This window comes from Wolbachia endosymbiont of Culex quinquefasciatus Pel (assembly GCF_000073005.1).
Lineage (GTDB): Bacteria > Pseudomonadota > Alphaproteobacteria > Rickettsiales > Anaplasmataceae > Wolbachia.
The window spans coordinates 1,067,752-1,092,260 of record NC_010981.1 but is presented as its reverse complement, the minus strand read 5'-3'; the positions used below and the strand labels follow the sequence as shown (position 1 = coordinate 1,092,260).

The following is a 24,509-nucleotide window of genomic DNA, read 5'->3' as shown; positions in this document are numbered from 1 at the left end:
CTCATGATATGTTACCCACGGTCAACAACAACATAGTTATCGCACTTGATGCTATGGGAGGGGATTTTGCACCTCTTTCCGTAATTCAAGGTGCTAGTTTTTTCTTGGATAATCTTGTTGACCCAGGTGTTGAAGTTTTTTTTCATATTTATGGAGATCAGAAAGAAATATCTCCTTTGCTTTCAAAATACAAAAAAGTAAGCGATAACTCCGAATTTACCCATTGCTCTGATAATGTTCTTCCAAATGATAAACCCTCTTTTGCACTTAGACATCGCAAAGATTCAAGTATGAAGGCAGCTGTTGAAGCAGTGAAAAAAGGTAAAGCTTTTGGGATGGTGTCTTCAGGCAACACTGGAGCATTGATGGCTGTCTCCAGATTTATTTTAGGAACATTACCCAATATCTATCGTCCTGCTATTGCATCTGTCTGTCCAACTAAGACAAAAAGCTTTGCATTGCTTGATCTTGGTGCAAATGTTGACTGTAATACTGACTCATTATTTCAATTTGCATTAATGGGGAGTATATTTGCAAAAATAGCATTAAAAGTTGAAAATCCTGAAGTCGCTTTGCTAAACATTGGTACAGAGGAAGTGAAAGGTACTGACTCAGTAAGAGGAGCTTTTGAGTTACTCAAAAATGCTCCAAGTATTAACTTCAAAGGATATATAGAGGCAAGTGAATTTTTAGATGGTAATATAGACGTAATTGTTGCTGATGGTTTTGTTGGTAATGTAATGCTCAAGACAGCTGAGGCAACTGCTGGTACTTTTATCAGTCTAATAAAACAGGAAGTATTTAATTCATGGATGACAAAAATGCTTGTCGGCATATTGTTAAAACCCAAGCTAAATAAAGCATTAGAGCGTTTTAATCCTAAAATTAGAAGTGGAGCTATGTTTTTAGGGCTAAATGGTATCATTATAAAGAGCCACGGAAATTCTGATGCTATTTCTTTTGCTCACGCTATAAAATTTGCAGTAAATGCAATCAGTGAAAATTTGAACCAGAAGATAATTAACGGGGTAAGTCATATTGAGTAAAAGTTTCATATTGAGCACTGGTTCTTACCTACCAAAAAAAATTTTGAGTAATAACGAAATTGCATTGATAGTTGAAACAAACGATGAATGGATACGGCAAAGAACAGGAATAGTTCAAAGACATATAGCAGATGAAGGAGAACTAACGTCAGATTTAGCTGTTAATGCAGCAAAAAATGCTATAGAAAAAGCGAAAATTTCAATAGATGAAATTGGTTTGATCATAGTTGCAACAACAACACCTGACAAAACTTTGCCTAGCTGTGCAACGATTGTACAAAGTAAGTTAAAATGTAAAAATGCATTTTCTTTTGATGTACAAGCAGCATGCTCTGGTTTTATATATGCAGTTACAGTTGCTGATTCGCTCATAAAATCTCACAATAGAATAAAATATGCGCTCGTTATTGGTGCTGAAATAATGTCTAGGATTGTTGACTGGGAAGATAGGTCAACTTGTGTACTCTTTGGTGATAGTGCTGGTGCAGTGATAATAAAATCAGAAATGGGTAGCAGCGGCATCATATCAACAAACTTACACTCTGATGGCAATGTGGACATACTATGTACGAACGGAGGGGTATCCTCTACTCGTGATTCTGGAAAGATACTTATGAATGGAAGAGAAGTGTTTAAACATGCAGTGGATAAGTTAACAGCCTCAGTAGAGGAAACTCTGAAATGCAATAATTTGAAAATCATTGATATTGACTGGTTAATTCCCCATCAAGCAAACATTCGTATTATTGAAGCAGTAGTAAAGAAATTAGATTTTCCTATAGAGAAAGTGATTAATACCGTTGATAAGCATGCAAACACCTCAGCAGCATCAATTCCACTGGCCTTAGACTATGCAATACAAGAATCAAAAATAAAATCAGGAAATCTGGTACTGCTGATTTCAATAGGTGCAGGCCTGACCTGGGGTTCTGTGTTACTGCGCTATTAACCTCAGTTATGGATTAGAAAATAGATAAAAGTATAACTAAGAAGAGGGAAACAGGGTAAACTCGAGTATTTTAGTAATAATAAGAGGTTACCCATGAAGAAAGATATTACAGAACTGTACTGTTGCGTCGAGGATTTTTGTCGTGCGGTAGATGATAATTTTGCAAATAGGTTCTTATCAAACGGCAAAAAACCAACCAGAGTACCAGAAATAGCGCACTCAGAAATTCTAACCATAATCCTGTTATACCATAAATCACCATGTAAAAACTTCAAGGCTTTTTATCTTTGTTATCTTCAGTTATTCTATAGATCAGAGTTTTCAAAGCTGCCTTCATATCACAGATTTATTGCCTTAAAGCCGCGAGTTTTGTGGTATTTAGCATTACTTTTGCAATGGTTCTGTGAACAAGCGAAAATGACCGGCACTTCCTACATCGACACCTCTACGATTGCCGTTTGCCACAAAAAAAGGATCTCTAGGAATAAAGTTTTTAATCATCTAGCAGAAATTAGTAAGAGTACGTATGGTTGGTTTTTTGGCTTCAAGTTGCACTTAGTGATTAACGAAATTGGTGAAATTCAAGCACTTACCCTAACCAAAGGTAACGTTGATGACAGAAAACCTTTACCAACTCTCACTAAAAGACTGACCGGACTTTTGTTTGGAGATAAGGGCTATATAAAGAAAGAGCTTTTTGAGAAACTCTTCGATAGAGGCCTAAAGTTAGTCACTAAAGTAAAAAAAGGTATGAAAAACGCACTAATTTCACTTAAAGAGAAGATTTTATTAAGGAAAAGGTCGATTATTGAGACTGTTTTTGATTCCTTGAAAAACAAATTTGAGATTGAGCATACAAGACATAGATCGCCAACAAATTTCCTAATTCATGTTTTTTCTGTTCTGATTTCCTACTCCATGCAGTCCAAAAAGCCTTCTATTTCTATGCCTTTCTTTATCGGCTAATCCATAACTGAGGTTTACAGGGCCGGAATATTTAAAATAACTAGACAGATTTTCCCAAAACTAAAGTATAGCTGTTCTCATAATAGTGGAAACAAATGAAGAAAAGCAGAATCGACAGCTTGACGAAAAGATTTAAAAAGAGGAATGTTTTTCCTGGCTCTGTTTTTTATAGCAAACCAATGATGCTCAATTTTATTGAAATCTGGAGAATATGGAGGCAGATACAGAATGTCTGCACCAACCCTTTTGGCAAATTCGACAATCTTTTTAGACTTATGAAAAGTTGCATTATCTAAAATCACTGTTTGTCCAGGCTATAAAGTTGGTGCCAGAAATTGCTCGAACCAGCCATTAAAAACCTCTGTATCACAATAGCCTTCAAACGTCATAGGTGCAACGATTTTTCCCTTATTTAAAGATGCAATCATGCTAACTCTCTGAGTTTTCTTGCCTGATTTTAGTGCATGAAACCTCTCTCCCTTTCTGCAATATCCGTATGGGTAATCTTCTGTATTGTCTATACCAGATTCATCAATATATACCAAATTTTTAGGGGATTCTGCCGATATGACTTTCAGAAATTCAGCTCGTTTTTCTTCGTTTCTTTCTTCATATCCATAAATCTTTTTTTGCGTGTAAATCCAAATTTTTTTAGAGCTCTATGAATCGTTTGACGACTTATATTGCCCCAGAGTTTGGCCACCTCTGATTGTGTTTTACCGCCGTGCTTTTTTATAAATTCTACAAACGCATTCCAATCGGTGATTTTATGATTATAGCCTCTATTTCCCAGTTTCTTCGATTCCTGTTTCTTTCCGCCTTTTCTCCCATTTGTACAATGTCACTCTACCGATTTTGAACCTCTTTGCTACTGCTGTTTTACTCTCTCCTTCATGGCTTTTTTCCCTAAGTCATAACTGTATGCTACTGGCACTTTTACCTTCTTATTACCCTAAGTCTCTATTTTATCCTGTTTCCACTATTATGAGAAGAGCTATATATTTTTCTCACCATTTTTCCTCTAGCTCAAGCAAATAATTTTCGGCAGTTTCTCTACTTGCAGCACGGTATATTTTTTTCAAATCATTCATGAAAATTTTCACATCTTTGCTCGATGCATATTTCAGTGAATTTCTTATCTGATGTACAATACATAGTTGTATTTCTGCTTTAGGAAATACACTGTTTATTGCTGTAGGAAAGCTTTTAGCCCATCTACACATACAATCAGGATATCTTCTACTCCTTTCTCTTTTAAGTCATTTAACATCCCTAGCCAAAAGTTAGCTCCCTCACTTTCTGCTATATAAAAACCTAAAACTTCTTTCCTTTCATTCTGCTAATATATTCTACATGTATTTACTTACGCAATGCCTGTCTTCTTTGACCTTAAAAAACATAAACACTATTGGATACACTGATTGCAGTGGACGACTACGCCACTCATTGATTACAGGCAATAATTTATCAGTAATACTTGATATCTCTGCTACAGATATTTTATATCTTTTCTACATGCGACGCTATATCTCTATATACCATGCCACTGGCATATACTTAAAACCTTTGCTTCAAGTTCGGTTGTTTGCCTTTTTCTGATTACTTGTGGCTCAAAGCTTCCTTCCCTATCCCTTGGTGTCAATAACTCAAATGAACCTACACTTGTCCGTAAAGTCTTTGAATTTCTTCAATTTCTTCGGTTATTTTCTTCGCTTTTAGCCGACAAGTGATTTTTTATTTCACCTTCCAGACTCGATTCCAGTAGCCTTTTTACAAACGGTGTTAATGCACCATCTCTTTCCGTCAATGGTCTTCCTTCTCGTATAGACGATAAGATATTTGTTTCTAATTCTTTATAGTCTACCAAACCGGTAGTTCTGTTTGCTTGACTCATTGTCAAACCTCCATTTTTTGTTTCTATTTTATTATTACTTCTCGGTTTGATACAGTTTATTTAACACTTCCCTAAGTACGTAAAAAAAACACTCCTATACTGAAAGTACAAGCATTTGTTGAGATTATTAGGAATGTAAAACCTAGCAGAAATCTTGATAATTCAAACGCTGAACAACTTCAAGCTATTGATAGAAAAATCCCTTAATTGTACATAGGCCAAGTTGGCTTATGTGTTCTTATTCTCACTTTGTAAACATGCCAATAATTTTATCCACTATTCCACCCATATTTGCTTCAGCTTGAGTATGCGCTATTTTACCACCGTGTGAAATTAATTTAGGATCTGCACCAGGTAATATATTAACAAATTTACTACCAACAACTCCACTACTAGCGATTAGAGCTGAGCTATCAATTGGCAACTTTATGTCTCTGCTTATGCACATATCGATTCGTGCTATGTAGGTAGCTTTGTCAAGTGATACACCAGTTATGCTTCCGATTTCTACACCAGAGATCTTGACACTATCACCAACCCCTACACCGTTAGCATCAGTAAAAAGGCCATGTATTTTATAGCAATCCTTATAATTTCTCTTTATGTAAGATAGCTTATTAATAGCGAAGAAGACAAGAAAAATAGTGAAAATTAATACAAATGATCCAGCAATTATTTCAAGTATATTTGACCTTCGCATCTTTAATTATTAGGATTCCAGCTTTCATAGTAGTTTTTCACCTTTTGATTTGGGTAGTATGCACCTTTCGTACCTGTTAAATTAGGAGTTTTTCTTTTGTTATTATTAACTGGTACTTCATTATTAGTATAATGCAGCCATATATGCCATTCTGGAGGAATTGTTGTGGGCTCAGAAACATTACCATATATTACCCATCTTTTCCCTTTACTTGACTCATAGTAAGAATTTACGTTTTCATCCCTACCTATAAGTTTACCTTTTCTCCTTAATAAGTTTGTTACTGCATTATAAATTTTAGATAACATAAAGGTATTAAAACAAAAAGTATTATATATACTAATACTTTAACGATGTATTAACAACAGTTTAATGCAATTACCAATTCTACAAGTTATTATACCAATAATTGCATCGATGTTCTGCTTTCTTACCAGGAAACATAAGGTGTCCTGGTTTATCTCTTTTTTTACAACGGCAGCTACTTTCTTTATTTCATTAATGTTGCTAGTGAAAACATACAATGGTGAAATTATAACTTATTATCTTGGAGATTGGGCTCCTCCATACGGAATAGAGTTGAGAATCGACATATTGAACTCCTTGATTCTAACTTTGGTGAATTTTATAGCGCTGATTAGTGTGCTTTATAGCTTTCATATTAATGAAAAAGAGATTAGCAAAAACAAAATCATTGGTTTTTATTCTCTATTTTTACTGTGCTTGAGTGGATTACTTGGAATTTTAGTAACAAACGATATATTCAACCTTTATGTCTTTTTAGAAATTTCATCTCTTTCTTCTTATGTTTTAGTTTCAATGGGAAGGGATAAGAAAGCTTTAGTTGCAGCATTTGAATACCTCATTAGTGGTACTGTAGGAGCAACATTTTACTTGTTTGGCATCGGCCTTTTATACTCTATGACCGGAACGCTCAACATGTCTGACATGGCTGAAAGAATAGTACCATTATACGATAATAACATCATAAGACTTGGTACATTATTCATTTTTGTTGGTCTCTCAATCAAAATGGCACTGTTTCCACTCAGCAGATGGCTGGTTAACGCATATAGTGAAGCACCTAGCTTCATTAGCATATTTTTTTCAGGTACAGTAACCAAAGTGATGATATATGTTTTTATTAGAATCTTTTACACTGTTTTTCAGCAAAATTTTTTCTTACCACTAAGCAACGTGATGATCATCCTTGCGCTTTGTGCTGTTGTATTTGGATCAATATCTGCAATGATCGAAAAAGATATAAAAAGACTGTTTGCTCACTCCAGTATCAGTCAGATTGGCTATATAATTTTAATGCTGGGTTTAAATTCAAAAGCAGGTTTGTTTTCAGTAGTTCTTCACATAGTAAATCATAGCATGATAAAAACGTCTTTATTCATGACTGCAGGGTGTATTTCTTATAAGTTTGGTATGACAAAAATAGAAAATTTATCAGGACTAAAAAAGTCAATGCCCTATACAACACTTGCATTTACTCTACTTAGTTTCGCATTAATCGGTGTACCTTTGACAAATGGCTTTGTAAGTAAGTGGTATATGATGAAAGCAATTATCGAATCTCATGCATGGATTTCCCTTGCAGTTTTTGCTGCTGGCTCTTTTCTTGCACTAATATATATGTGGAGAATGGTTGAGAAAATATATTTTGAAAACAGTACAGCATCAAACGCTGGAATGACACTTAATGAGGTACCATTGCTTATGCTCTTTTGTCTATTATTTATGGCAATTTTAACGGTAATAACTGGGATATATAGTAGTCCAATTCGGTTGGTAATTAATAAATTTGCTTTTTGATTTTCTTATGTTTTATTGTATCTCAAAGTCTGTAAAGTTTTTGCTGTGGATAAGCTGAAGAAGATTCACTTATTATTAGTCATTAACGTAATAGCTCTGTTTTGCGTTGGCATTGTTGTGCAATATTCTTCTGCTGGAGGAAAGTGGGCTCCATTTGCAATTCACCAATTGGTCATATTCTCTTTCTTCTTTTTGCTTGCTATAGCTATGTCATTTATAGAGCTAGATTTTTATTTGAAGCACGCTTATTTTTTTTACATAGCAGCAGTAATTGCGCTGTTAGCAGTAAATTTTTTTGGCTCGCATATAATGGGTGCAACGAGATGGATAAGAATTGGGTCAATTAGTTTACAACCATCAGAATTTGTAAAAGTGGGCTTAATACTTGCACTTGCTCGTTATTTTAATAAACAAAGTGTGTATAAAATGATGAAATTTCAAAGTTTATTTAAGCCACTTATAATTATTTTCTTACCTGTATTCCTTGTATTGAAGCAACCTAATTTAGGAACAGCTGTAATAATATTGTTTATAGGAGCATCAATTATATTCACAGCAATAATGGAAAGACCTCATTTAATAATTTTTGGAGCGCTTGGCATTTTCGCAATACCAGCTATTTGGCCTTTTTTGCGCCCTTATCACAAGCAAAGGATATTATCATTTTTGGATTCATCAGTAGATCCACTTGGAATAGGTTATAATGCACAGCAATCTCAAATAGCTATTGGTTCAGGAGGTTTATTTGGTAAGGGATTTGTTAATGGGAGTCAAACTCAACTTGGATTTTTGCCAGAGAAACGCACAGATTTTGCTTTTGCGGTACTGAGTGAGGAATGGGGTTTTTTAGGCAGCATAACTTTGATTTTACTCTATACCACATTCCTCGCTATAATATTCTCTATCGCTTACAGGTCAAAAAATTATTTTTCTAAGTTAATATCTATCGGGGTTTTCGCCTTTTTTGGTGCTCATTTCTTTATAAACATTGGAATGACAATAGGCCTTTTACCTATAATAGGTGACCCACTTCCATTTCTATCCTATGGCGGAAGCACAACTGCTGCGAGCTTAATATGTATAGGATTGCTACTTAGTTCCGTGGCATCTACAAAGAACTTAAAGCTAAGTTTCCGATTTCACCCATAGAAAGAGCTTAGACAACCATCACTCTGCTAATGGTTAACGTCTTATTCTTCAATGAGAATCCCATTTTACGGTGCTTAAATCTATTCCCTCTTGTACCATTTCCAAAAGTGGGCTCATTTCTCTTAGCCGTCCAACATTTTTAGTAACAAGATCTGCTGCATATAGAACTTCATCTTTAGTTGTAAATCGGCCAAGGCCAAATCTAATTGATGAATGCTCAAGATCGTGGCCATTGTTTAGTGATCTTATGACATAAGAAGGTTCAAGAGATGCAGATGTGCATGCAGAACCAGAGCTTACTGCTAAATCCTTGATTGCCATGATAAGAGACTCACCCTCAACATAAGGAAAACTTAAGTTAAGGTTACCTGGAATCCTATTTTCGTAGTCACCATTTAAAACAACATCAGGAAATGCCTCTTTTATTTTGTTGTACAAAATATCTCTCAACTCTTCTAATTTGCTTGCTTCTATTTCCATTTCTTCTTTAGCGATACGTGCCGCTTCACCAAAACCAACTGCAAGGGGAGTAGGAACTGTTCCAGAGCGCATGCCTCTCTCCTGTCCACCACCACTAATTAGTGGCGTCAACCTAACACGAGGATTTTTTCTACGGACATATAATGCACCTATTCCCATAGGTCCATAAATTTTATGGCTAGAAAGGCTCATAAGATCAATGTTCATTTCATTTACGTCTATTGGAACTTTTCCAAAGCTTTGAGCAGCGTCTGTATGAAAAAATATATTATGCTTTCTACACATTGCACCAATTTCTTTGACAGGTTGCATTACTCCGATCTCATTATTTGCCATCATCACTGAAATCAGAATTGTTTTATCAGTGATTGCCTCCTCAAGTTTCAACAAATCTATAATTCCGTTTTGCTTAACGGACAAATATGTAACTTTAAAGCCTTCATTTTCCAGATGTCGACAAGAATCTAAAACGCACTTATGCTCCGTGCAGACAGTTATTATATGATTTCCCTTATTCTTATAAAAATGAGCAACACCTTTGATAGCCATGTTATTTGATTCGGTTGCACCCGAGGTAAAGACGATTTCTTTGCTGTCTGCATTCACTAAATCAGCAATGTGCTTCCTTGCTTTTTCTACTGCTTCCTCAGCTGTCCAACCAAATGAATGACTACGAGAGTGTGCATTACTAAACTCACCAAAATAAGGTATCATCACCTCCAAAACACGAGGATCTACTTTAGTAGTAGATTGATAATCGAGAAATATTGGTAATTTTATTTTAGCATTGCGTATTTTTTCCATATTCATAGTCAGGTTTCAGCATAGAAGTTACAATATTTAGTAGCACTAAAGCTTAATTTTTTCAAGATATAATCTTGCCTAAACGAAAGTTGTCAGCGCTCTCTCCTACGTTATTCCAGTGTCCCTGTAATGTCATTTTCTATGATCAGTAGTTTATGCAGCTAGGTCGAATACGTGCTAGGTAACCCTACTAGTGCTAGCAGCTTCTTGACGCCCATCCATTAAGACTGCTACTCCATCAACTTTAGTACTGGGCTTTAACATCATATATGTAGCACCACCAACTGCTAGTCCTGTTGCTATAACTGCAACCACTGCTATTGGTGTAGAGGGTTTTGACTCAGCTGTAACTATTCCAGTTGCAGAAAGTGCTTTCGCTATTAAAACACCTGATAATGCAGTTGCACTACCGGCAAAAAAACCTTTCGCAATTGCTGATGTGCGTTGTTTTTCCTCTTTAGCTAAATTCCTAGAAGCAGTTCTAGCATGATTTTTCACATTAACATAGGAGCCTTCACGTTTTTTTGGCGGAGTAAATACATAATCTCTTTGAATAGCCAAAGATGAAGGTGTCACTCTATAGTCATCTTTTATATTAACATCCGCACCGTTTCTTACGAGAGAGTATACCACGTCTGCATGGCCAATTATAAGAGCTAAATGTAAAGGAGTCCATCCCTCCTTATCTTCTTGTTCATTAATCCTGATTTCATCTTTTTCCAACAGAGCATCTACTACCTCTTTATAACCATTTTCAGCAGCTAAATGTAAAGGTGTCTTTTTATTTTTATCTTTTATATTAACATCTATCCCTTTTGTTACTATTAAAGCCTTTGTCAAGCTCGTATAGCCTAACTTAGCAGTTAAATGTAATAATATGAATTCATTATCTCCAACTTCAAATTTATAATTTACATAAAAATTACTCTCTTCCCACTGTTTAAATACCTCTTCATTGCTTGCCTTTAGCTCTTCTTTTACTTTTTCAATTACGTTCCTTTTATCTAATTTATTATCACTATTAACCGTACTTAATATTTCCCGCCACTGCTGATAATTTATTGTCATAATTTTTACCCTAATCTTAAATAATTTATTTTAATTTTTAAATAATTAAAATAAGAAATCAATATTTATTTTAAATGAGCTTATAATCGAAATTGTGGGTAGCAAATTATTGCCTCTTGAATCACAATGTTCGTATAGCTGCAACCCTGAAGCTACTATCTCTCATCCACTGAAGGTATTGCACAGTGCTGTCTACTTGATCGTCGTGGCGGGTTTCTGGGAACATTAAAATTTCATACTCAAAATCGCTGAGCCATATTGCTTGATGCGGCAGAAAAACCTTGCCGGATTCTATTATCGGAACAATCTGGTGGAATCGAGCGATTTTACTGTTATGCGGCACTATCTCAATAACAGGTATTGTCTTTAGCTCTTGAATCAATTGTTGACCGCTTGTTTTTGCTTCGATTAAAATTGCGTGTGGCTTCCACCTTGCAGCTAGTGATAGAACTTGTTCTTTAAGTTTTGGATACTCAAGCTTCGCACGGTATACATCGAGTAAATAAAACTTATTATTCACCTTTGTCCAGGTGGTGCAGACACTAAAGCCGCTAGAATCGTTTGTTGAAACTGCAGTATCCCAGCTCTGAGTTATATGTGAGAGATTGTCAGGAAAATTTCTATAGCGTTTCAACCATTCTTGCTTAATTATACCACTTGAAAGCGGCAGAGGATTTTGTTGATATTGAGCAGCAAAAGCGTAACTCCCAAGTTCAGCCTTTATCATTTCAATTTCTCCTACATCTAGGGGATATAGCAGCTGACCTTCCTTTTTTAAGTATAAAATCCTTGAAGATGTAGCGCCTGTTGAGCTTTTGCACTCATTTGTAGTTACTTGAATAATAGGAACAGGAGAAGGGAGAATGGATCTTTTGATTGAATAGATAATTTCCTTATTTTCAGAAATCATTGGCAAACAAACATGATGCCATATATTTCTTGGTTTGGAGAGAAGATGCCCAGTCAAATCCTCTTGATGTAGTCTGTGCATTACAACAACGATAACTCCTTTTTTCCTGTCATTAAGCCTGGTTATTAGAGTCTGATCGAACCAGTTTGTGGCACGTTTTCTAAACGTCTCGCTCAAAGCTTGAGAGGAACTCAGTGGATCATCCACGACGATAAAATCTCCACCTTCACCAGTCAGTGTTCCACCAACAGATGTTGCAATCCTACATCCTCTCTGCACTGTTTGAAATTTATATTTAGTGTTCTGGTCTTTGCATAGTTCTACCTCTGGAAATAGCACTCTATACCAACTAGACTGCATCACGCACCTGGTGTCAAGCGAATGCTTTTCGCTAAGCCGCTGAGAATAGCTTGCAACTATTATTCTTGCGGTTGGCTGATTACCAAGTATCCATGCGGGCCATGCAACACTCACGCACATAGACTTCATCGAGCGCGGAGGCATATTGAATATTATTCGCTTCACTTCACCAACACTTGCTGCTTCAAGCCTGTCTGCTATGATTTTTATATACTGATAATTGTTATACTCACATCCCGGCATCACCGTTTGAAAGCATAGTTCGATAAATTTTAAAAAGTTCATGTTAGTCTCCTATAGTGTTAGTGGAATTTACTTTATGGTGGTGTCAGCCTCTTTGGTGTCATATCAGCGTCCTTTTTCTTGTCATCCAAGTAGCCCTTTCCTTGTCATTCCAGTGTTTGACACTGGTTCACCTTATGACCTCAGTTATGGATTAGCCGATAAAGAAAGGCATAGAAATAGAAGGCTTTTTGGACTGCATGGAGTAGGAAATCAGAACAGAAAAAACATGAATTAGGAAATTTGTTGGCGATCTATGTCTTGTATGCTCAATCTCAAATTTGTTTTTCAAGGAATCAAAAACAGTCTCAATAATCGACCTTTTCCTTAATAAAATCTTCTCTTTAAGTGAAATTAGTGCGTTTTTCATACCTTTTTTTACTTTAGTGACTAACTTTAGGCCTCTATCGAAGAGTTTCTCAAAAAGCTCTTTCTTTATATAGCCCTTATCTCCAAACAAAAGTCCGGTCAGTCTTTTAGTGAGAGTTGGTAAAGGTTTTCTGTCATCAACGTTACCTTTGGTTAGGGTAAGTGCTTGAATTTCACCAATTTCGTTAATCACTAAGTGCAACTTGAAGCCAAAAAACCAACCATACGTACTCTTACTAATTTCTGCTAGATGATTAAAAACTTTATTCCTAGAGATCCTTTTTTTGTGGCAAACGGCAATCGTAGAGGTGTCGATGTAGGAAGTGCCGGTCATTTTCGCTTGTTCACAGAACCATTGCAAAAGTAATGCTAAATACCACAAAACTCGCGGCTTTAAGGCAATAAATCTGTGATATGAAGGCAGCTTTGAAAACTCTGATCTATAGAATAACTGAAGATAACAAAGATAAAAAGCCTTGAAGTTTTTACATGGTGATTTATGGTATAACAGGATTATGGTTAGAATTTCTGAGTGCGCTATTTCTGGTACTCTGGTTGGTTTTTTGCCGTTTGATAAGAACCTATTTGCAAAATTATCATCTACCGCACGACAAAAATCCTCGACGCAACAGTACAGTTCTGTAATATCTTTCTTCATGGGTAACCTCTTATTATTACTAAAATACTCGAGTTTACCCTGTTTCCCTCTTCTTAGTTATACTTTTATCTATTTTCTAATCCATAACTGAGGTTTATGATGGTGTTATTCAAGTAGCCTCTATCCAAGTGCCCCTTTGGTGTCATCCGAGTAGCTGACACTGGTTTCTTACCAACAAAACCTAGCATAACTTTTGTGCTCAAAAGATTTCTGGATTCCAGCATCAAGTGCTGGCCTGAAGCTTTAGTTACAAGTATTAAGAAATTCACCAAATGAAGAAAAAAGGCAAAAGAATCCCCGTGTAACGAGTTTTGACCCTATAATAATGTAAATTGGCATTGTAATAATGTGCTAACGCTTATTTAAAGCGCATTTTGGCTGAATGTAGAAAAAATAAAAAGACATGCAGCCGCTATAATTTTATGTAATCTGCCAATATATACCTGAGTTTTTTACTGAATTTTGTTGTTAAATCTGCAGAGATTAAAAACAAGGATAAATACTCTTATTGATATGATAAGGGAGTTGGGGAAATTTGTAAAGTAATCTTTTTCGTTTGTATTCCCTTATGCTTGAGATAACTGCATGCAGGTTCATGGATCTCTTTACTCTTTAATTTCGATGAATTCCCTTTGAAGTTGAATATTGAAAATTAACTGGAGAATTGTGAATTACTTTGTATATGTGATAACAAGCCATGGCGCTCTCAGCAAAACCATTTAGTATCAATTTTAGTTTGTCTGGATAAGTAGCTATATCTCCGATTGCATATATTCTATCTCTACTGGTTCTAAGTGTAGCTGGGTCGACAATTATGCGGCCATGTTCTAACTCTATACCCCAATTGTTTATTGGACCAAGATTCATTGATAATCCAAAAAATGGCAGCAAAAAATCAGCGGATATTTCTCTTTCTTCCTTAGAGGCAATGTTTTTTACTATCACTGCTCTCAACTGCCCATTACCTCCTGCTAGTTCGTGTAATTGATATGGCACTACCAGTTCTATCTTTCCGTCATTTTCAAGTGATTCTAATTTATTTCTAGTTTCAGGAGTGCAGCGAAATTCCTTTCTCCTATGTATCACATAAATTTTCTTCGCAACTTTAGAAAGTTCTACAGTCCAATCAGCCGCAGAATCACCCCCCCCTGCAATGACTATAGTTTTGTCCTGAAAATCAGAAATTTTATTTACACTATAAAATACAGATTTATTTTCATATTCTAATATACCACTTAAGGGTGGACGGTTAGGTTCAAACATTCCGTTACCTGCAGCAATGATAACGGCTTTGCATTTTACCTCTGTACCTATGTTCGTTATGATAGTAAAGTTTTCACCTTCGTTATTTGAAATCTTTTCCACTTTTTGACTTAAATGGTAAACAGGCTCAAACGGTGAAGCTTGCTCCATTAACTGCTCAATTAATTTTTGGGCAGTAATTACAGGATAACCAGGTATATCATATATTGGCTTTTCTGAGTAAAGAGCTGTGCATTGTCCTCCTGCTTGATCCAAAACATCTATTACATGACATCTCATATCAAGCATTCCCGCTTGAAAAGCAGTGAATATTCCAATAGGCCCTGCACCTATTATTACTATATCGGTTTCCATATTCAGATGGTGATCTATTTATAGATATTAGCTTTCTTTGCTAACAAGGTCAATTTACAAAGGGATGTATTTTTAAAAGATGTGGCTAGATTAGATAAGATTTCCAGCGTTATGAACCATCTAAATAAGCTCTAAAAATTAACTAACATTTTAAATCTGAGAAGTAAGTGCGGACGGAATGGGATTCGAACCCATGGTACGTTTCCGTACGTCAGTTTTCAAGACTGGTGCCTTAAACCGCTCGGCCATCCGTCCACCTCTTTTTTACCACAATATTTAATTTCAAGCAATCTATAAAAATCTTACTTGCCTACACAAAAGCTACTAAACACACTATCCAATATTTCCTCAACATTAATAATTCCAATCACTGCACCAAGTTCAAATGCAGCAAGCCTCAAGTCTTCAGATATCAACTCAATTGGATTATCGATTTTAAAACGTTGTAAATGTTCCAGTGCTTTCTGCATGTGACTCCTATGTCTTTGCCGAGTAATCACAGGAGTGTCTCTATCATGCCCAAATTTTTCCTCTGCCTTCTTTTTTATGAGAGAGATCAACTTGTTTGTACCTATTCCCTTTAAAATAGAAATAGGTAGAAAATCTACACCGCCAATCAGTATATTTCTGTCATTAATTGCATCGTCAGCTTTGCTCAATACATAAATAGTATCGCTATTTACAACGTTGCAATTGATATTATGACGCTGTTCAAAAGGAAATAGTTCTATTCTTAAATCAGCTTCAAAAGACCTTTTTTTCGCTCGACTTATACCTTCTGATTCTATTGGATCTGAACTCTCACGAATTCCAGCAGTATCAGAGAGAATGATTGGGTATCCCCCAATGTCAATATGAGCTTCAAGTATATCTCTTGTTGTGCCTGCATATTCAGAAACAATAGCAATATCACGCTTGGCTAAGAAATTAAACAGAGTTGATTTACCGACATTTGGTTCACCAGTTATTACAATATGTAAACCCTCACGCAACCTTTCGCCCCGTCTATTATCATTTAAATGCTCTTGTATCAACTGCACGAGAGATTGCACTTCATTATTAATTTTTTCCAATTCACTTTTTTCTGCCCAAATGTCCTCTGGAAAGTCTATATATGCTTCGATTTTGGATTGTATCGTTATTAATCTTTGCCTCCAATTGCTGTATAGTCTCTCCAATTCTCCTGATATCTGCTTAATCGCTTGTTTAGCTTGCATTTTCGTTTCAGCATCAATTAAGTCTGCAATTCCTTCTATTTGCGTTAAGTCAAATTTACCATTTAGAAAAGCCCTAAGTGAGAATTCTCCAGGCCTGGCCATAACGAAAATTTTTGATAATTTCTCTAAGATGATTTTTATGACGGCCTTGCTTCCATGCACTTGTAACTCTATAACATCCTCGCCAGTGAAACTGTTTGGAGCAGGGAAATAGATGATTATTCCATTATCTATCAATTGATTGGAATCATCATATAGATCAACTAAAGTAGCAAATCTTGGTTTGATTTTTTTCTTAATATGAAAATGATTTAAAGCTTTAAGGGTGTAGTTGCCTGAAATTCTGATTACTGCAACTCCTGACTTACCAAATACGGTCGACAAAGCAAAAATAGTTTCATTTGTGTTTGTCATTATTTATATAAACTACTTAGCAATTTAAGAAATCGAAATACCTAATCTAAAAAATTTTTGCTTATATTACTTATTCATATTAATGCAGTATTAGTAAATATATTGTATAGAAAAACTACAAAAGTCATCCAGATGAAAATATTTATTTTGAAAACTGATAATATGATTTATAATGACTGACACAAGTTTTAAATATTATGCTCAAGAAATTAGCTTGGTATTGGTCTTCTGTAGAGTTAATTAAAGGGTTTGTTATTACATTAAAATATATGTTCAAACCAAAGGTTACTTTGAGGTATCCTATGGAGAAGGGCCCTTTAAGTCCAAGGTTTCGTGGTGAGCATGCGCTGCGTAGGTATCCAAATGGTGAAGAACGATGCATAGCTTGTAAGTTATGCGAAGTTATCTGCCCTGCTCAAGCAATAGTTATTGAAGCAGAGGAAAGAGAAGACGGTAGTCGCCGCACCACACGCTATGATATTGACATGACAAAATGCATATATTGCGGACTTTGCCAAGAAGCATGTCCAGTTGATGCAATTGTGGAGGGTCCTAACTTTGAATTTGCTACTGAAACAAGAGAGGAGCTAATGTACAATAAAGAAAAGCTATTGCGTAATGGTGAAGTTTGGGAAGAAGCAATTGCACTCAGGTTAAAAAAGAATAGGCCGTATTATTAACTAGGTATGTCAACAATTAAAATTTCTTACAGCAAGTATGTAATAGATCTCTTGTACAACTGTTATTTAACTGAAAGATCAGTAGCTCACCTTTTGGTGTCATTCCAGCGCGTGGCGCTGGAATCTAGAAAAGAAAGAAACATGGATCCCAGTGTCAAGCACTGGGATGATAAAAGGTCTAATGAATGATAAAAGTTACCTTTTTAGCCGAACAAAAAGTAAAAGAATACAGTGGTAGAGTCACTGGCTTTGATATATTACAACCGGATGCTTTGAGAGAAGCAATTGCCTTTAAGGTAAATGGTGAGTTGTATGATCTCTCACGTGAAATTGAATCTGATACAGAGATAGAGGTAATACAACTGAGTGACGAAGCGGGTTTAGATATAATAAGGCATGATGCTGCTCATATAATGGCGCAGGCAGTAAAAGAGCTCTTTCCTAATACTCAGATTACTATCGGGCCAACAATTCAAGATGGTTTCTACTATGATTTTGCTACAGATCGTACCTTTACCACGGACGATCTTGCTGCAATAGAAAAAAAAATGAAGGAAATTATAAAAAGTAACCACAGATTCGTCCGAGAAGTTTGGACTCGTAAGCAGGCAATTGATTTCTTTAGTGATATAGGTGAAAGATACAAGGTTGATATTGTCTCATCAATACCAGAAAACGAAAACCTAACTGTTTATAAACAAGGCAACTTTGTAGACCTATGTCGTGGTCCGCACTCACCATCAACTGGCAGAGTTAAAGCGTTTAAACTTATGAAAGTGGCAGGTGCATACTGGCGTGGCGATTCTAAGGGCCCAATGTTGCAAAGAATATATGGCACCGCGTGGAGAAATAAGGATGAATTAAATACTTATCTTAAACGTCTGGAGGAAGCAGAAAAACGCGACCACCGCAAAATTGCTAAGGATATGGACTTATTTCACATTCAAGAGGAAGCTGTTGGGCAGATTTTTTGGCATGAACAGGGATATACTTTATATAATGTTCTTGAGTCTTACATCAGAAAAAAGTTAATGAACAATGGCTACTTTGAGGTGAAAACCCCTATTTTAGTAAGCAAAGAGCTGTGGGAAAAATCGGGACATTGGGATAAGTTTCGTGAAAATATGTTCATTATTGATGAATCTGAAAGTAAAAAGCTAGCAATAAAACCCATGAATTGCCCTTGTCATGTGCAGATTTTTAATTCTCACATCAGAAGCTATCGTGATTTACCGATACGTATGGCAGAGTTTGGCACATGCCATAGAAATGAAAGCTCAGGCTCATTGCATGGACTGATGCGAGTGCGTGGTTTTACGCAAGACGATGCACATATTTTTTGTATGGAAAAACAAGTGAATTCTGAAACTGTAAAGTTTTGTGACCTTTTAAAAGAAGTATATTCAGAACTTGGGTTCAATGAAATTTCTGTGAAATTTTCAGACCGTCCAGATACTAGATCAGGTAATGATGAAGTGTGGGATAGAGCTGAAAGAGCACTGCTTGAAGCAGTTAAAGAAGCAGGGCTTAGTTATGAACTTAATCCTGGTGAAGGTGCATTTTATGGTCCAAAGTTAGAGTTTATTTTGAAAGATGCAATAGGTAGAAATTGGCAATGTGGAACGTTGCAAGTTGATTTTATTTTACCGGAGCGGCTTGGAGCTTTTTATATAGGAACAGACGGGCACAAGCATCACCCTGTCATGTTACATAGGGCAATTCTTGGAACTTTTGAGCGTTTTATTGGAATTTTAATAGAAAATTATGCAGGAAAATTTCCAGTTTGGCTTGCTCCAACACAGCTTGCTATTCTGACCATTACAAATGAGTCTGACGGTTATGCTACAGAAATCAGCAACGTTTTAAAAGAACAAGGTGTGAGAATCAAAACTGATTTGACCAATGAAAAAATTAGCTATAAGATACGTTTGCATAGTTCAAGTAAGGTACCTATATTATGGATCATAGGCAAAAATGAAGTTACAAATAAAACTGTGTCAGTGAGAAATTTAGGATCGGAAAAACAGGAGTCTTTTTCTTTGGAGAATGCTACTGAATTGCTGTTAAAGATTATTAATTTGAATTAATGGAGCTAAAATTTGCAAGTCAAAAAGAACAATAAAAACAGAATTAATGAACTCATCACAGCTAAGGAGGTACGCTTAGTTGATCATAGTGGTGAAATGGTCGGAATTGTTCCAATAGAAAAAGCTTTGGAAGTTGCACAAAGTGTTAATTTAGACTTGGTAGAAATCGCACCTGATTCAACTCCTCCAGTATGTAAAATTCTGGACTATAGCAAACAAAAGTATGATATAAAAAAGAAGGCAAGTGAAGCAAAAAAGAAACAAAAAACATTAACTATAAAAGAAATTAAACTGGGTCCTAATATTGGTGATCACGACTACGAAACAAAATTGCGTCAAGCAAGGGATTTTCTTGTGCATGGACATAGAATTAAAGTCACAATGAGATTTAGAGGGAGAGAGCTTGTAAACACTGAAGTTGGACTGAAAAAATTAGAACGGCTAATTAGAGACGCTGAAGATATTGCAAAAGTAGAATTAGCACCTAAAAGGGAAGGAAATCAATATTCTTTAACTTTAGCTGCTAAGTAGTAAAATCATTTAAAAGTATAAGTTAAGTTACTATCCTCTCTTCAATTATATGACGAAAATGTCTGATTAATCCTTGAACTGGCCAAGCTGCAGCATCGCCAAGTGCACAAATTGTATGCCCTTCTATTTGAGTTGTAAGGTCAAGTAGCTTATCTACTTCACCAGGTTTAATATTTCCTGCTACCATTCTTCTCATAATCCTCCACATCCATCCAGTGCCTTCACGGCATGGTGTACATTGTCCGCAGGACTCATGCATATAGAAATGTGATAATCTTTCTATTGCAGCTATTATGTCAGTTGATTTATCCATCACTATTACAGCAGCAGTACCAAGCCCTGATTGTGCAGCCCTTAATGAATCAAAATCCATTTCAATAGTATCACATATAGATTTTGGAATTAGTGGGACTGAAGACCCACCAGGTATTACAGCAAGTAAATTATCCCAACCTCCTCTCACTCCACCTGCGTATTTTTCAATTAATTCACGCAGTGAAATTCCGAGCTCTTCTTCAACATTACATGGATTATTTACATGCCCTGAAATGCAAAAGACCTTAGTGCCAGTATTATTTGGTTTACCAAGAGATGCAAACCACTCTCCTCCGCGATTTAGAATATCTGGAACCATGGCTATAGTTTCAACATTGTTTATTGTAGTTGGACAACCAAAAAGTCCAACACCTGCAGGAAATGGAGGTTTCATGCGAGGAAAGCCCTTTTTTCCTTCAATGGATTCGAGTTGAGCTGTTTCTTCCCCACATATGTAAGCTCCTGCACCCCTATGGATAAACACATCAAGATCATAACCTGATTTGCAGGCATTTTTTCCAATTAAGTTTTCTTTATAGGCTTCCTCAAGTGCCTTTTTTAGAACTAAATATTCATTATAAAATTCACCCCTGATATAAATATATGCAACTGATGCGCTGATCGCTCTGCCAGCTAGAAGAATTCCCTCAAGTAACTTATGTGGCTCATATCGTAATATATCTCTATCTTTACACGTACCAGGTTCTGACTCATCTGCATTGACTACTAAATACGCTTTTAAAGGATTTTTAGGCATAAAGCTCCACTTAAGGCCAGTAGAAAATCCTGCACCCCCTCGACCTCTCAAGCCAGATTTCTTTACTTCATCAATGATTTTTTCTGATCCTAAATCCAGTAATTCCTTTGTTTTTTGCCAACTACCACGTTTTTTTGCACCTTCAAGTAGTGGTGTTTCTTTACCATTTAAGTTTATGAATATTTTATCCTGTTCTTTTAGCATGCTTTTAAGATTCTAAGTGATCCCGACGCGATTCGAACGCGTGACCCACTGATTAAAAGTCAGTTGCTCTACCGGCTGAGCTACGGGATCATTTTATTTTTCAGCTACACTAAACAGTAATATAGTTTTTATCCGTTTTAATCAAACTAAAATTTTCATGTGTGGTTAAATAAATTACATAATGTACTGCATTAGTGATAATTTAATTAAAAATTTTTGAAGGAAAACTTCTTGTTAATTCAAAGATTCATTTTGGTAAAGCTGACGTACAACTCTAAAAAGATAGAGAATTATACATAAATGCAGAATTTGTGCACTATTTAGCAATAGCCTCACAAATAAATATTTCTTGCATTTCAGCGTGAGTGATTTATGCTTTAAGCAAGAATTGGGGGCATAGCTCAGCTGGTAGAGCATCTGTTTTGCACGCAGAAGGTCAGCGGTTCGATCCCGCTTGCCTCCACCAATATAGGTTCTAGCGTATCATAAAGTCAGCTTATTTTAATCTAGGAGTGTTTTATACTAGTTTCCTAAAAAATCCCTCTTTCTATAACTTTTCTTTATGCAAGTAATGTGTGTTATTATAATTCTGATATATACTAACTTAACAATAAATTAATCAATAAATGTTAGAATAGCTATAATTAAGTTGATTAGGAAATACTTATGAGTAGCAAGAAACGCGTTTTTAAGATGGTACCCGGAGAGGAATTATCAAAAGGATTTGGTAACAACGTCTATTGGCCTGAATTTTCTCTTTTTCAATCGGTTAAAAAAGTTAAGCTTGTGCAACTGGGAAAAGAAGATGAAACGATAGAATTACCAATAAGATTATGCGGCAATAACATCCTTGGAGATACCTTTTATTGCATAAGGAACGAAGAGGGAAATACTTTGAAAGGTAGTTTTTCTAGAGATAAACCATGTTATACAAAAAACAGTTGTGCATTTGTATATTATAATGATATGTTAGTCAAGCTATCAATGAAATCGTACTTTGTAGACTGCGAAGAAGGTTGTTCTGGTACTTTGCGTAATGATATTAAATCTGAGAGATCTAAGTACATTTATGTAACACAGGAAGAATTGTCTGATACTTATAAATATTATTTCTCAGATTATCAAGGAAATATTGTTAATTCACCTGACAATCAGGCATTACAATATATTGGGCTGGACGTCAGTGAAGAAACAGTAAAAAATATATTATCTAAAATACCAGAGAATATAATACTATCAAAGGTGTTTGCTAAAATTTTTGTTGGGGGACTAACAGAAGATCAGTTAGAAACTCTTACCCATACTCTTAGTGAAGTCCAAATAGAGAACTTAGTAAAGCACTTAACAGATAATCAATGGAAAACTTTGGTGAGTCATTTAACCAATCACCAATTACATATTCTTGCTTATGAACTAAATCCAGAAAAATTACAAATAATTATTCCTATTTTAAATGATGATCAGCTTGGAGCCCTAGTGAGAGAATTAAATCCAGAGCAAGTAAGAGAAATTTTACCTCATTTAAAAGTCGATCAGTTCAAGGCACTTATCAATAATATAGACGATTATCAGCTTGTAGAATTAGCAAAAGATTTAGATGAGCACCATTTGACCATTCTTTCCAAGGAATTGTGGTCTGAGCAACTTCCAGCCCTAGTACACACTTTAGAAGGAGATAGGTTACATAATTTAATTAATAAACTAGACCACGATAAACTTGCAATAGTAGCTCGAGATTTAACTGATTCTAATAAGATTCAGATTATCATTAAGTCTTTAGCTGACAACCCAGACAAACTTCAAGCTTTTGCTCGCAATATGTCTAATGAGCAGTTTAAAGAACTTTTGGATAATTTAGGTGCAGGAGAGCTGAAAGATATTATTCACAAATTGCCTCACGAGAAAGTCATGTCTGTGATTGGTGATCTTAGCAGTAAAGATCAGTCCAATGCTATTATTGATGCATTGAAAGAGAAACTTGAAGAACAGAATAAACATAACGAGGAAATCAAGGAGATGCTCAAGCAAATCAAGGATGATATGCCAGAAATTGGACAGGCCCCAGACTTCACAATAGTAGACATTAATAATGACTCACTGTTATTTGTATAGTAGTGATTTATAAAGATAAGTAGTTTTTTTATAGGAGGTAACTATTATGAGTAAAAGTACAAAATTATATTCTAGTGAAGGAGTTGAATTAAATAGTACATTACAACTTCAGAAGCCGGCGTTTAATAAACCAGATTTTGTAACACCAGAAATAAAGAAGATTACTACTAAAAGCAAACCGGATGGGATTGATATAACCAAGGTCATGAAAGAAGAAGAGATTAATGCTATACCGGCAATCACGATAAGCGTTAAGAATCTTAAAAATTTTTATGATGGTCTGATGAAAAGTATTAATAAATATAACGGCGATATAAGTGAGGCGATTACAAATGGCGTAGTAACACCACTGTCATTAACTATAGAAAACATAGGCGCAAAGACAAGCGAGATAGACGATAAACTTAAAGATCTTCAGACTAGACTTGATGATATACCAGAGATTGGAGGAGCTCCTGCATTTACTGGCGAAGAGAACGGATTGCTTTAATAAAAAAGGTAGCAGCTTGCTAGCAGGCTGTTACCTCTTTTCACATACCATTTCAATGTAGCTGAGTTGATTTTAAAATTTTATAGGAGTTAGCATGAATAATAGTAAACAAGAAAGCGAAAATAACTTTGAAGCAATAAACCAAATGAGCGATTTCAACTTTAAAGAAATAGACAATATAGAAGTTGAAGTTAAGCCCACAAACTTTGAGGACATTGAAGATAAAATTGCAACAATTCATTACGTCTATCAAGTTATGGATAAGTTAGTCTGCGATTTAAACGAGAAGTTTGTTTCGGGCTTGCGTGTCTCAATTATGGAGAACATAGCACAACTTAGAGGAGAGTTTATTGATATGAACCAACACTTGGCCGAAGGTTTATCTCATTTGAATAAGTTAATTCAGCAGGATGGATTTATTGATAATAATCAAAACTATAGAACATGGGCAGAAGAACTTGATCACCTAAGGGGCGAAGTTGAAGGATTAAAAGCAGCAATAATTGACCATAATGACGTAGAATGGGAAGCACCAACTCACTCTGATATATTGTGGTAGTTAGGAAAGTAACAGCTTGCTAGCAGGCTGTTGCTTTCTTTCACATACCATTTCAATACAACTGAATTAG

Annotated in this window: 21 protein-coding genes, 3 tRNA genes and 2 pseudogenes; 12 read left to right on the top strand and 14 right to left on the bottom strand. The window is 35.6% G+C overall.

Annotated features, from left to right (window positions below; all coding sequences use genetic code 11):
- Nucleotides 1-8 precede the first annotated feature (8 nt).
- From plsX to WP_RS05100, 3 genes are all read left to right on the top strand, one after another.
- Nucleotides 9-1,046, top strand: a complete 1,038-nt coding sequence (plsX, locus tag WP_RS05110) for a phosphate acyltransferase PlsX (protein WP_007302406.1) — start codon at nt 9-11, stop codon at nt 1,044-1,046.
- Nucleotides 1,039-1,995: a beta-ketoacyl-ACP synthase III gene (locus tag WP_RS05105; RefSeq protein WP_012481973.1), complete on the top strand. Its 957-nt coding sequence runs from the start codon at nt 1,039-1,041 to the stop codon at nt 1,993-1,995. Before plsX ends, WP_RS05105 begins: the two co-directional genes overlap by 8 nt.
- 93 nt (nt 1,996-2,088) lie before the next feature.
- Nucleotides 2,089-2,961, top strand: a complete 873-nt coding sequence (locus WP_RS05100; protein ID WP_007301954.1) for an IS982-like element ISWpi16 family transposase — start codon at nt 2,089-2,091, stop codon at nt 2,959-2,961.
- A 77-nt stretch (nt 2,962-3,038) separates the two neighbouring features.
- Here the strand turns inward: WP_RS05100 and WP_RS07200 are convergent.
- From WP_RS07200 to WP_RS05075, 4 genes and pseudogenes are all read right to left on the bottom strand, one after another.
- A pseudogene (locus WP_RS07200) lies at nt 3,039-3,895 on the bottom strand (IS630 family transposase).
- A 76-nt stretch (nt 3,896-3,971) separates the two neighbouring features.
- Nucleotides 3,972-4,855: pseudogene (locus tag WP_RS07195) on the bottom strand (IS256 family transposase); the annotation flags it as partial.
- A 244-nt stretch (nt 4,856-5,099) separates the two neighbouring features.
- Entirely contained in the window at nt 5,100-5,555 is a 456-nt protein-coding gene (mlaD, locus tag WP_RS05080; RefSeq protein ID WP_007302404.1) for an outer membrane lipid asymmetry maintenance protein MlaD, read from the bottom strand.
- A 2-nt stretch (nt 5,556-5,557) separates the two neighbouring features.
- Nucleotides 5,558-5,863, bottom strand: a complete 306-nt coding sequence (locus tag WP_RS05075; RefSeq protein WP_007302403.1) for an NADH-ubiquinone oxidoreductase subunit NDUFA12 family protein — start codon at nt 5,861-5,863, stop codon at nt 5,558-5,560.
- Nucleotides 5,864-5,927: 64 nt separating this feature from the next.
- On the opposite strand from WP_RS05075, the gene WP_RS05070 reads away from it, so the two are divergent.
- Entirely contained in the window at nt 5,928-7,376 is a 1,449-nt protein-coding gene (locus tag WP_RS05070; RefSeq protein ID WP_007302402.1) for a proton-conducting transporter transmembrane domain-containing protein, read from the top strand.
- Nucleotides 7,377-7,421: 45 nt separating this feature from the next.
- Nucleotides 7,422-8,525, top strand: coding sequence for a rod shape-determining protein RodA (gene rodA, locus WP_RS05065; protein WP_007302401.1), 1,104 nt, complete (start codon nt 7,422-7,424; stop codon nt 8,523-8,525).
- 48 nt (nt 8,526-8,573) lie between these two features.
- Here rodA and WP_RS05060 read toward each other — a convergent pair whose 3' ends face one another.
- The 8 genes from WP_RS05060 to mnmE form a co-directional block, all read right to left on the bottom strand.
- The gene (locus WP_RS05060; protein WP_007302400.1) at nt 8,574-9,815 is read right to left on the bottom strand and encodes an IscS subfamily cysteine desulfurase; all 1,242 of its coding nucleotides are present in this window, start codon (nt 9,813-9,815) and stop codon (nt 8,574-8,576) included.
- Nucleotides 9,816-9,986: 171 nt separating this feature from the next.
- The gene (locus WP_RS05055) at nt 9,987-10,877 is read right to left on the bottom strand and encodes an ankyrin repeat domain-containing protein (protein ID WP_007302399.1); all 891 of its coding nucleotides are present in this window, start codon (nt 10,875-10,877) and stop codon (nt 9,987-9,989) included.
- A gap of 121 nt (nt 10,878-10,998) precedes the next feature.
- Nucleotides 10,999-12,432 carry a phage terminase large subunit gene (gene terL / locus WP_RS05050; RefSeq protein WP_012481972.1) on the bottom strand — a complete coding sequence of 478 codons (1,434 nt, stop codon included), beginning with the start codon at nt 12,430-12,432 and terminating at the stop codon, nt 10,999-11,001.
- 151 nt (nt 12,433-12,583) lie between these two features.
- The gene (locus WP_RS05045) at nt 12,584-13,456 is read right to left on the bottom strand and encodes an IS982-like element ISWpi16 family transposase (protein WP_007301954.1); all 873 of its coding nucleotides are present in this window, start codon (nt 13,454-13,456) and stop codon (nt 12,584-12,586) included.
- A 65-nt stretch (nt 13,457-13,521) separates the two neighbouring features.
- On the bottom strand, nt 13,522-13,680 hold the full coding sequence (locus WP_RS07575) for a hypothetical protein (RefSeq protein WP_007302396.1): 159 nt from the start codon (nt 13,678-13,680) through the stop codon (nt 13,522-13,524).
- A 388-nt stretch (nt 13,681-14,068) separates the two neighbouring features.
- Nucleotides 14,069-15,073, bottom strand: coding sequence for an NAD(P)/FAD-dependent oxidoreductase (locus WP_RS05040; RefSeq protein ID WP_007302395.1), 1,005 nt, complete (start codon nt 15,071-15,073; stop codon nt 14,069-14,071).
- A 170-nt stretch (nt 15,074-15,243) separates the two neighbouring features.
- A tRNA-Ser gene (locus WP_RS05035) sits at nt 15,244-15,328 on the bottom strand.
- A 47-nt stretch (nt 15,329-15,375) separates the two neighbouring features.
- On the bottom strand, nt 15,376-16,704 hold the full coding sequence (gene mnmE, locus WP_RS05030; protein ID WP_007302394.1) for a tRNA uridine-5-carboxymethylaminomethyl(34) synthesis GTPase MnmE: 1,329 nt from the start codon (nt 16,702-16,704) through the stop codon (nt 15,376-15,378).
- Nucleotides 16,705-16,901: 197 nt separating this feature from the next.
- Here mnmE and nuoI point away from each other — a divergent pair, with 197 nt between their 5' ends.
- The 3 genes from nuoI to infC all read left to right on the top strand — a co-directional run bounded on the left by nuoI (nt 16,902) and on the right by infC (nt 20,002).
- Nucleotides 16,902-17,384, top strand: coding sequence for an NADH-quinone oxidoreductase subunit NuoI (gene nuoI / locus WP_RS05025; RefSeq protein WP_012481971.1), 483 nt, complete (start codon nt 16,902-16,904; stop codon nt 17,382-17,384).
- 185 nt (nt 17,385-17,569) lie between these two features.
- Nucleotides 17,570-19,471, top strand: a complete 1,902-nt coding sequence (gene thrS / locus WP_RS05015; RefSeq protein WP_007302392.1) for a threonine--tRNA ligase — start codon at nt 17,570-17,572, stop codon at nt 19,469-19,471.
- 12 nt (nt 19,472-19,483) lie between these two features.
- Nucleotides 19,484-20,002 carry a translation initiation factor IF-3 gene (gene infC / locus WP_RS05010; protein WP_007302391.1) on the top strand — a complete coding sequence of 173 codons (519 nt, stop codon included), beginning with the start codon at nt 19,484-19,486 and terminating at the stop codon, nt 20,000-20,002.
- A gap of 22 nt (nt 20,003-20,024) precedes the next feature.
- On the opposite strand, the gene nuoF is transcribed toward infC, so the two are convergent.
- Both nuoF and WP_RS05000 read right to left on the bottom strand, forming a co-directional pair.
- Nucleotides 20,025-21,278 carry an NADH-quinone oxidoreductase subunit NuoF gene (nuoF, locus tag WP_RS05005; RefSeq protein WP_007302390.1) on the bottom strand — a complete coding sequence of 418 codons (1,254 nt, stop codon included), beginning with the start codon at nt 21,276-21,278 and terminating at the stop codon, nt 20,025-20,027.
- Nucleotides 21,279-21,295: 17 nt separating this feature from the next.
- Nucleotides 21,296-21,368 (bottom strand) — tRNA-Lys (locus WP_RS05000).
- Nucleotides 21,369-21,668: 300 nt separating this feature from the next.
- Between WP_RS05000 and WP_RS04995 the strand changes: the two genes are divergently transcribed.
- The 4 genes from WP_RS04995 (at nt 21,669) to WP_RS04980 (ending at nt 24,439) form a co-directional block, all read left to right on the top strand.
- Nucleotides 21,669-21,744: transfer RNA gene (locus WP_RS04995), tRNA-Ala, on the top strand.
- A gap of 200 nt (nt 21,745-21,944) precedes the next feature.
- Nucleotides 21,945-23,390, top strand: coding sequence for a magnesium transporter (locus tag WP_RS04990; RefSeq protein WP_007302389.1), 1,446 nt, complete (start codon nt 21,945-21,947; stop codon nt 23,388-23,390).
- 46 nt (nt 23,391-23,436) lie between these two features.
- Nucleotides 23,437-23,880 carry a hypothetical protein gene (locus WP_RS04985; protein ID WP_007302388.1) on the top strand — a complete coding sequence of 148 codons (444 nt, stop codon included), beginning with the start codon at nt 23,437-23,439 and terminating at the stop codon, nt 23,878-23,880.
- A gap of 94 nt (nt 23,881-23,974) precedes the next feature.
- Nucleotides 23,975-24,439, top strand: coding sequence for a hypothetical protein (locus WP_RS04980; RefSeq protein ID WP_007302387.1), 465 nt, complete (start codon nt 23,975-23,977; stop codon nt 24,437-24,439).
- The last annotated feature ends 70 nt before the right edge of the window (nt 24,440-24,509 follow it).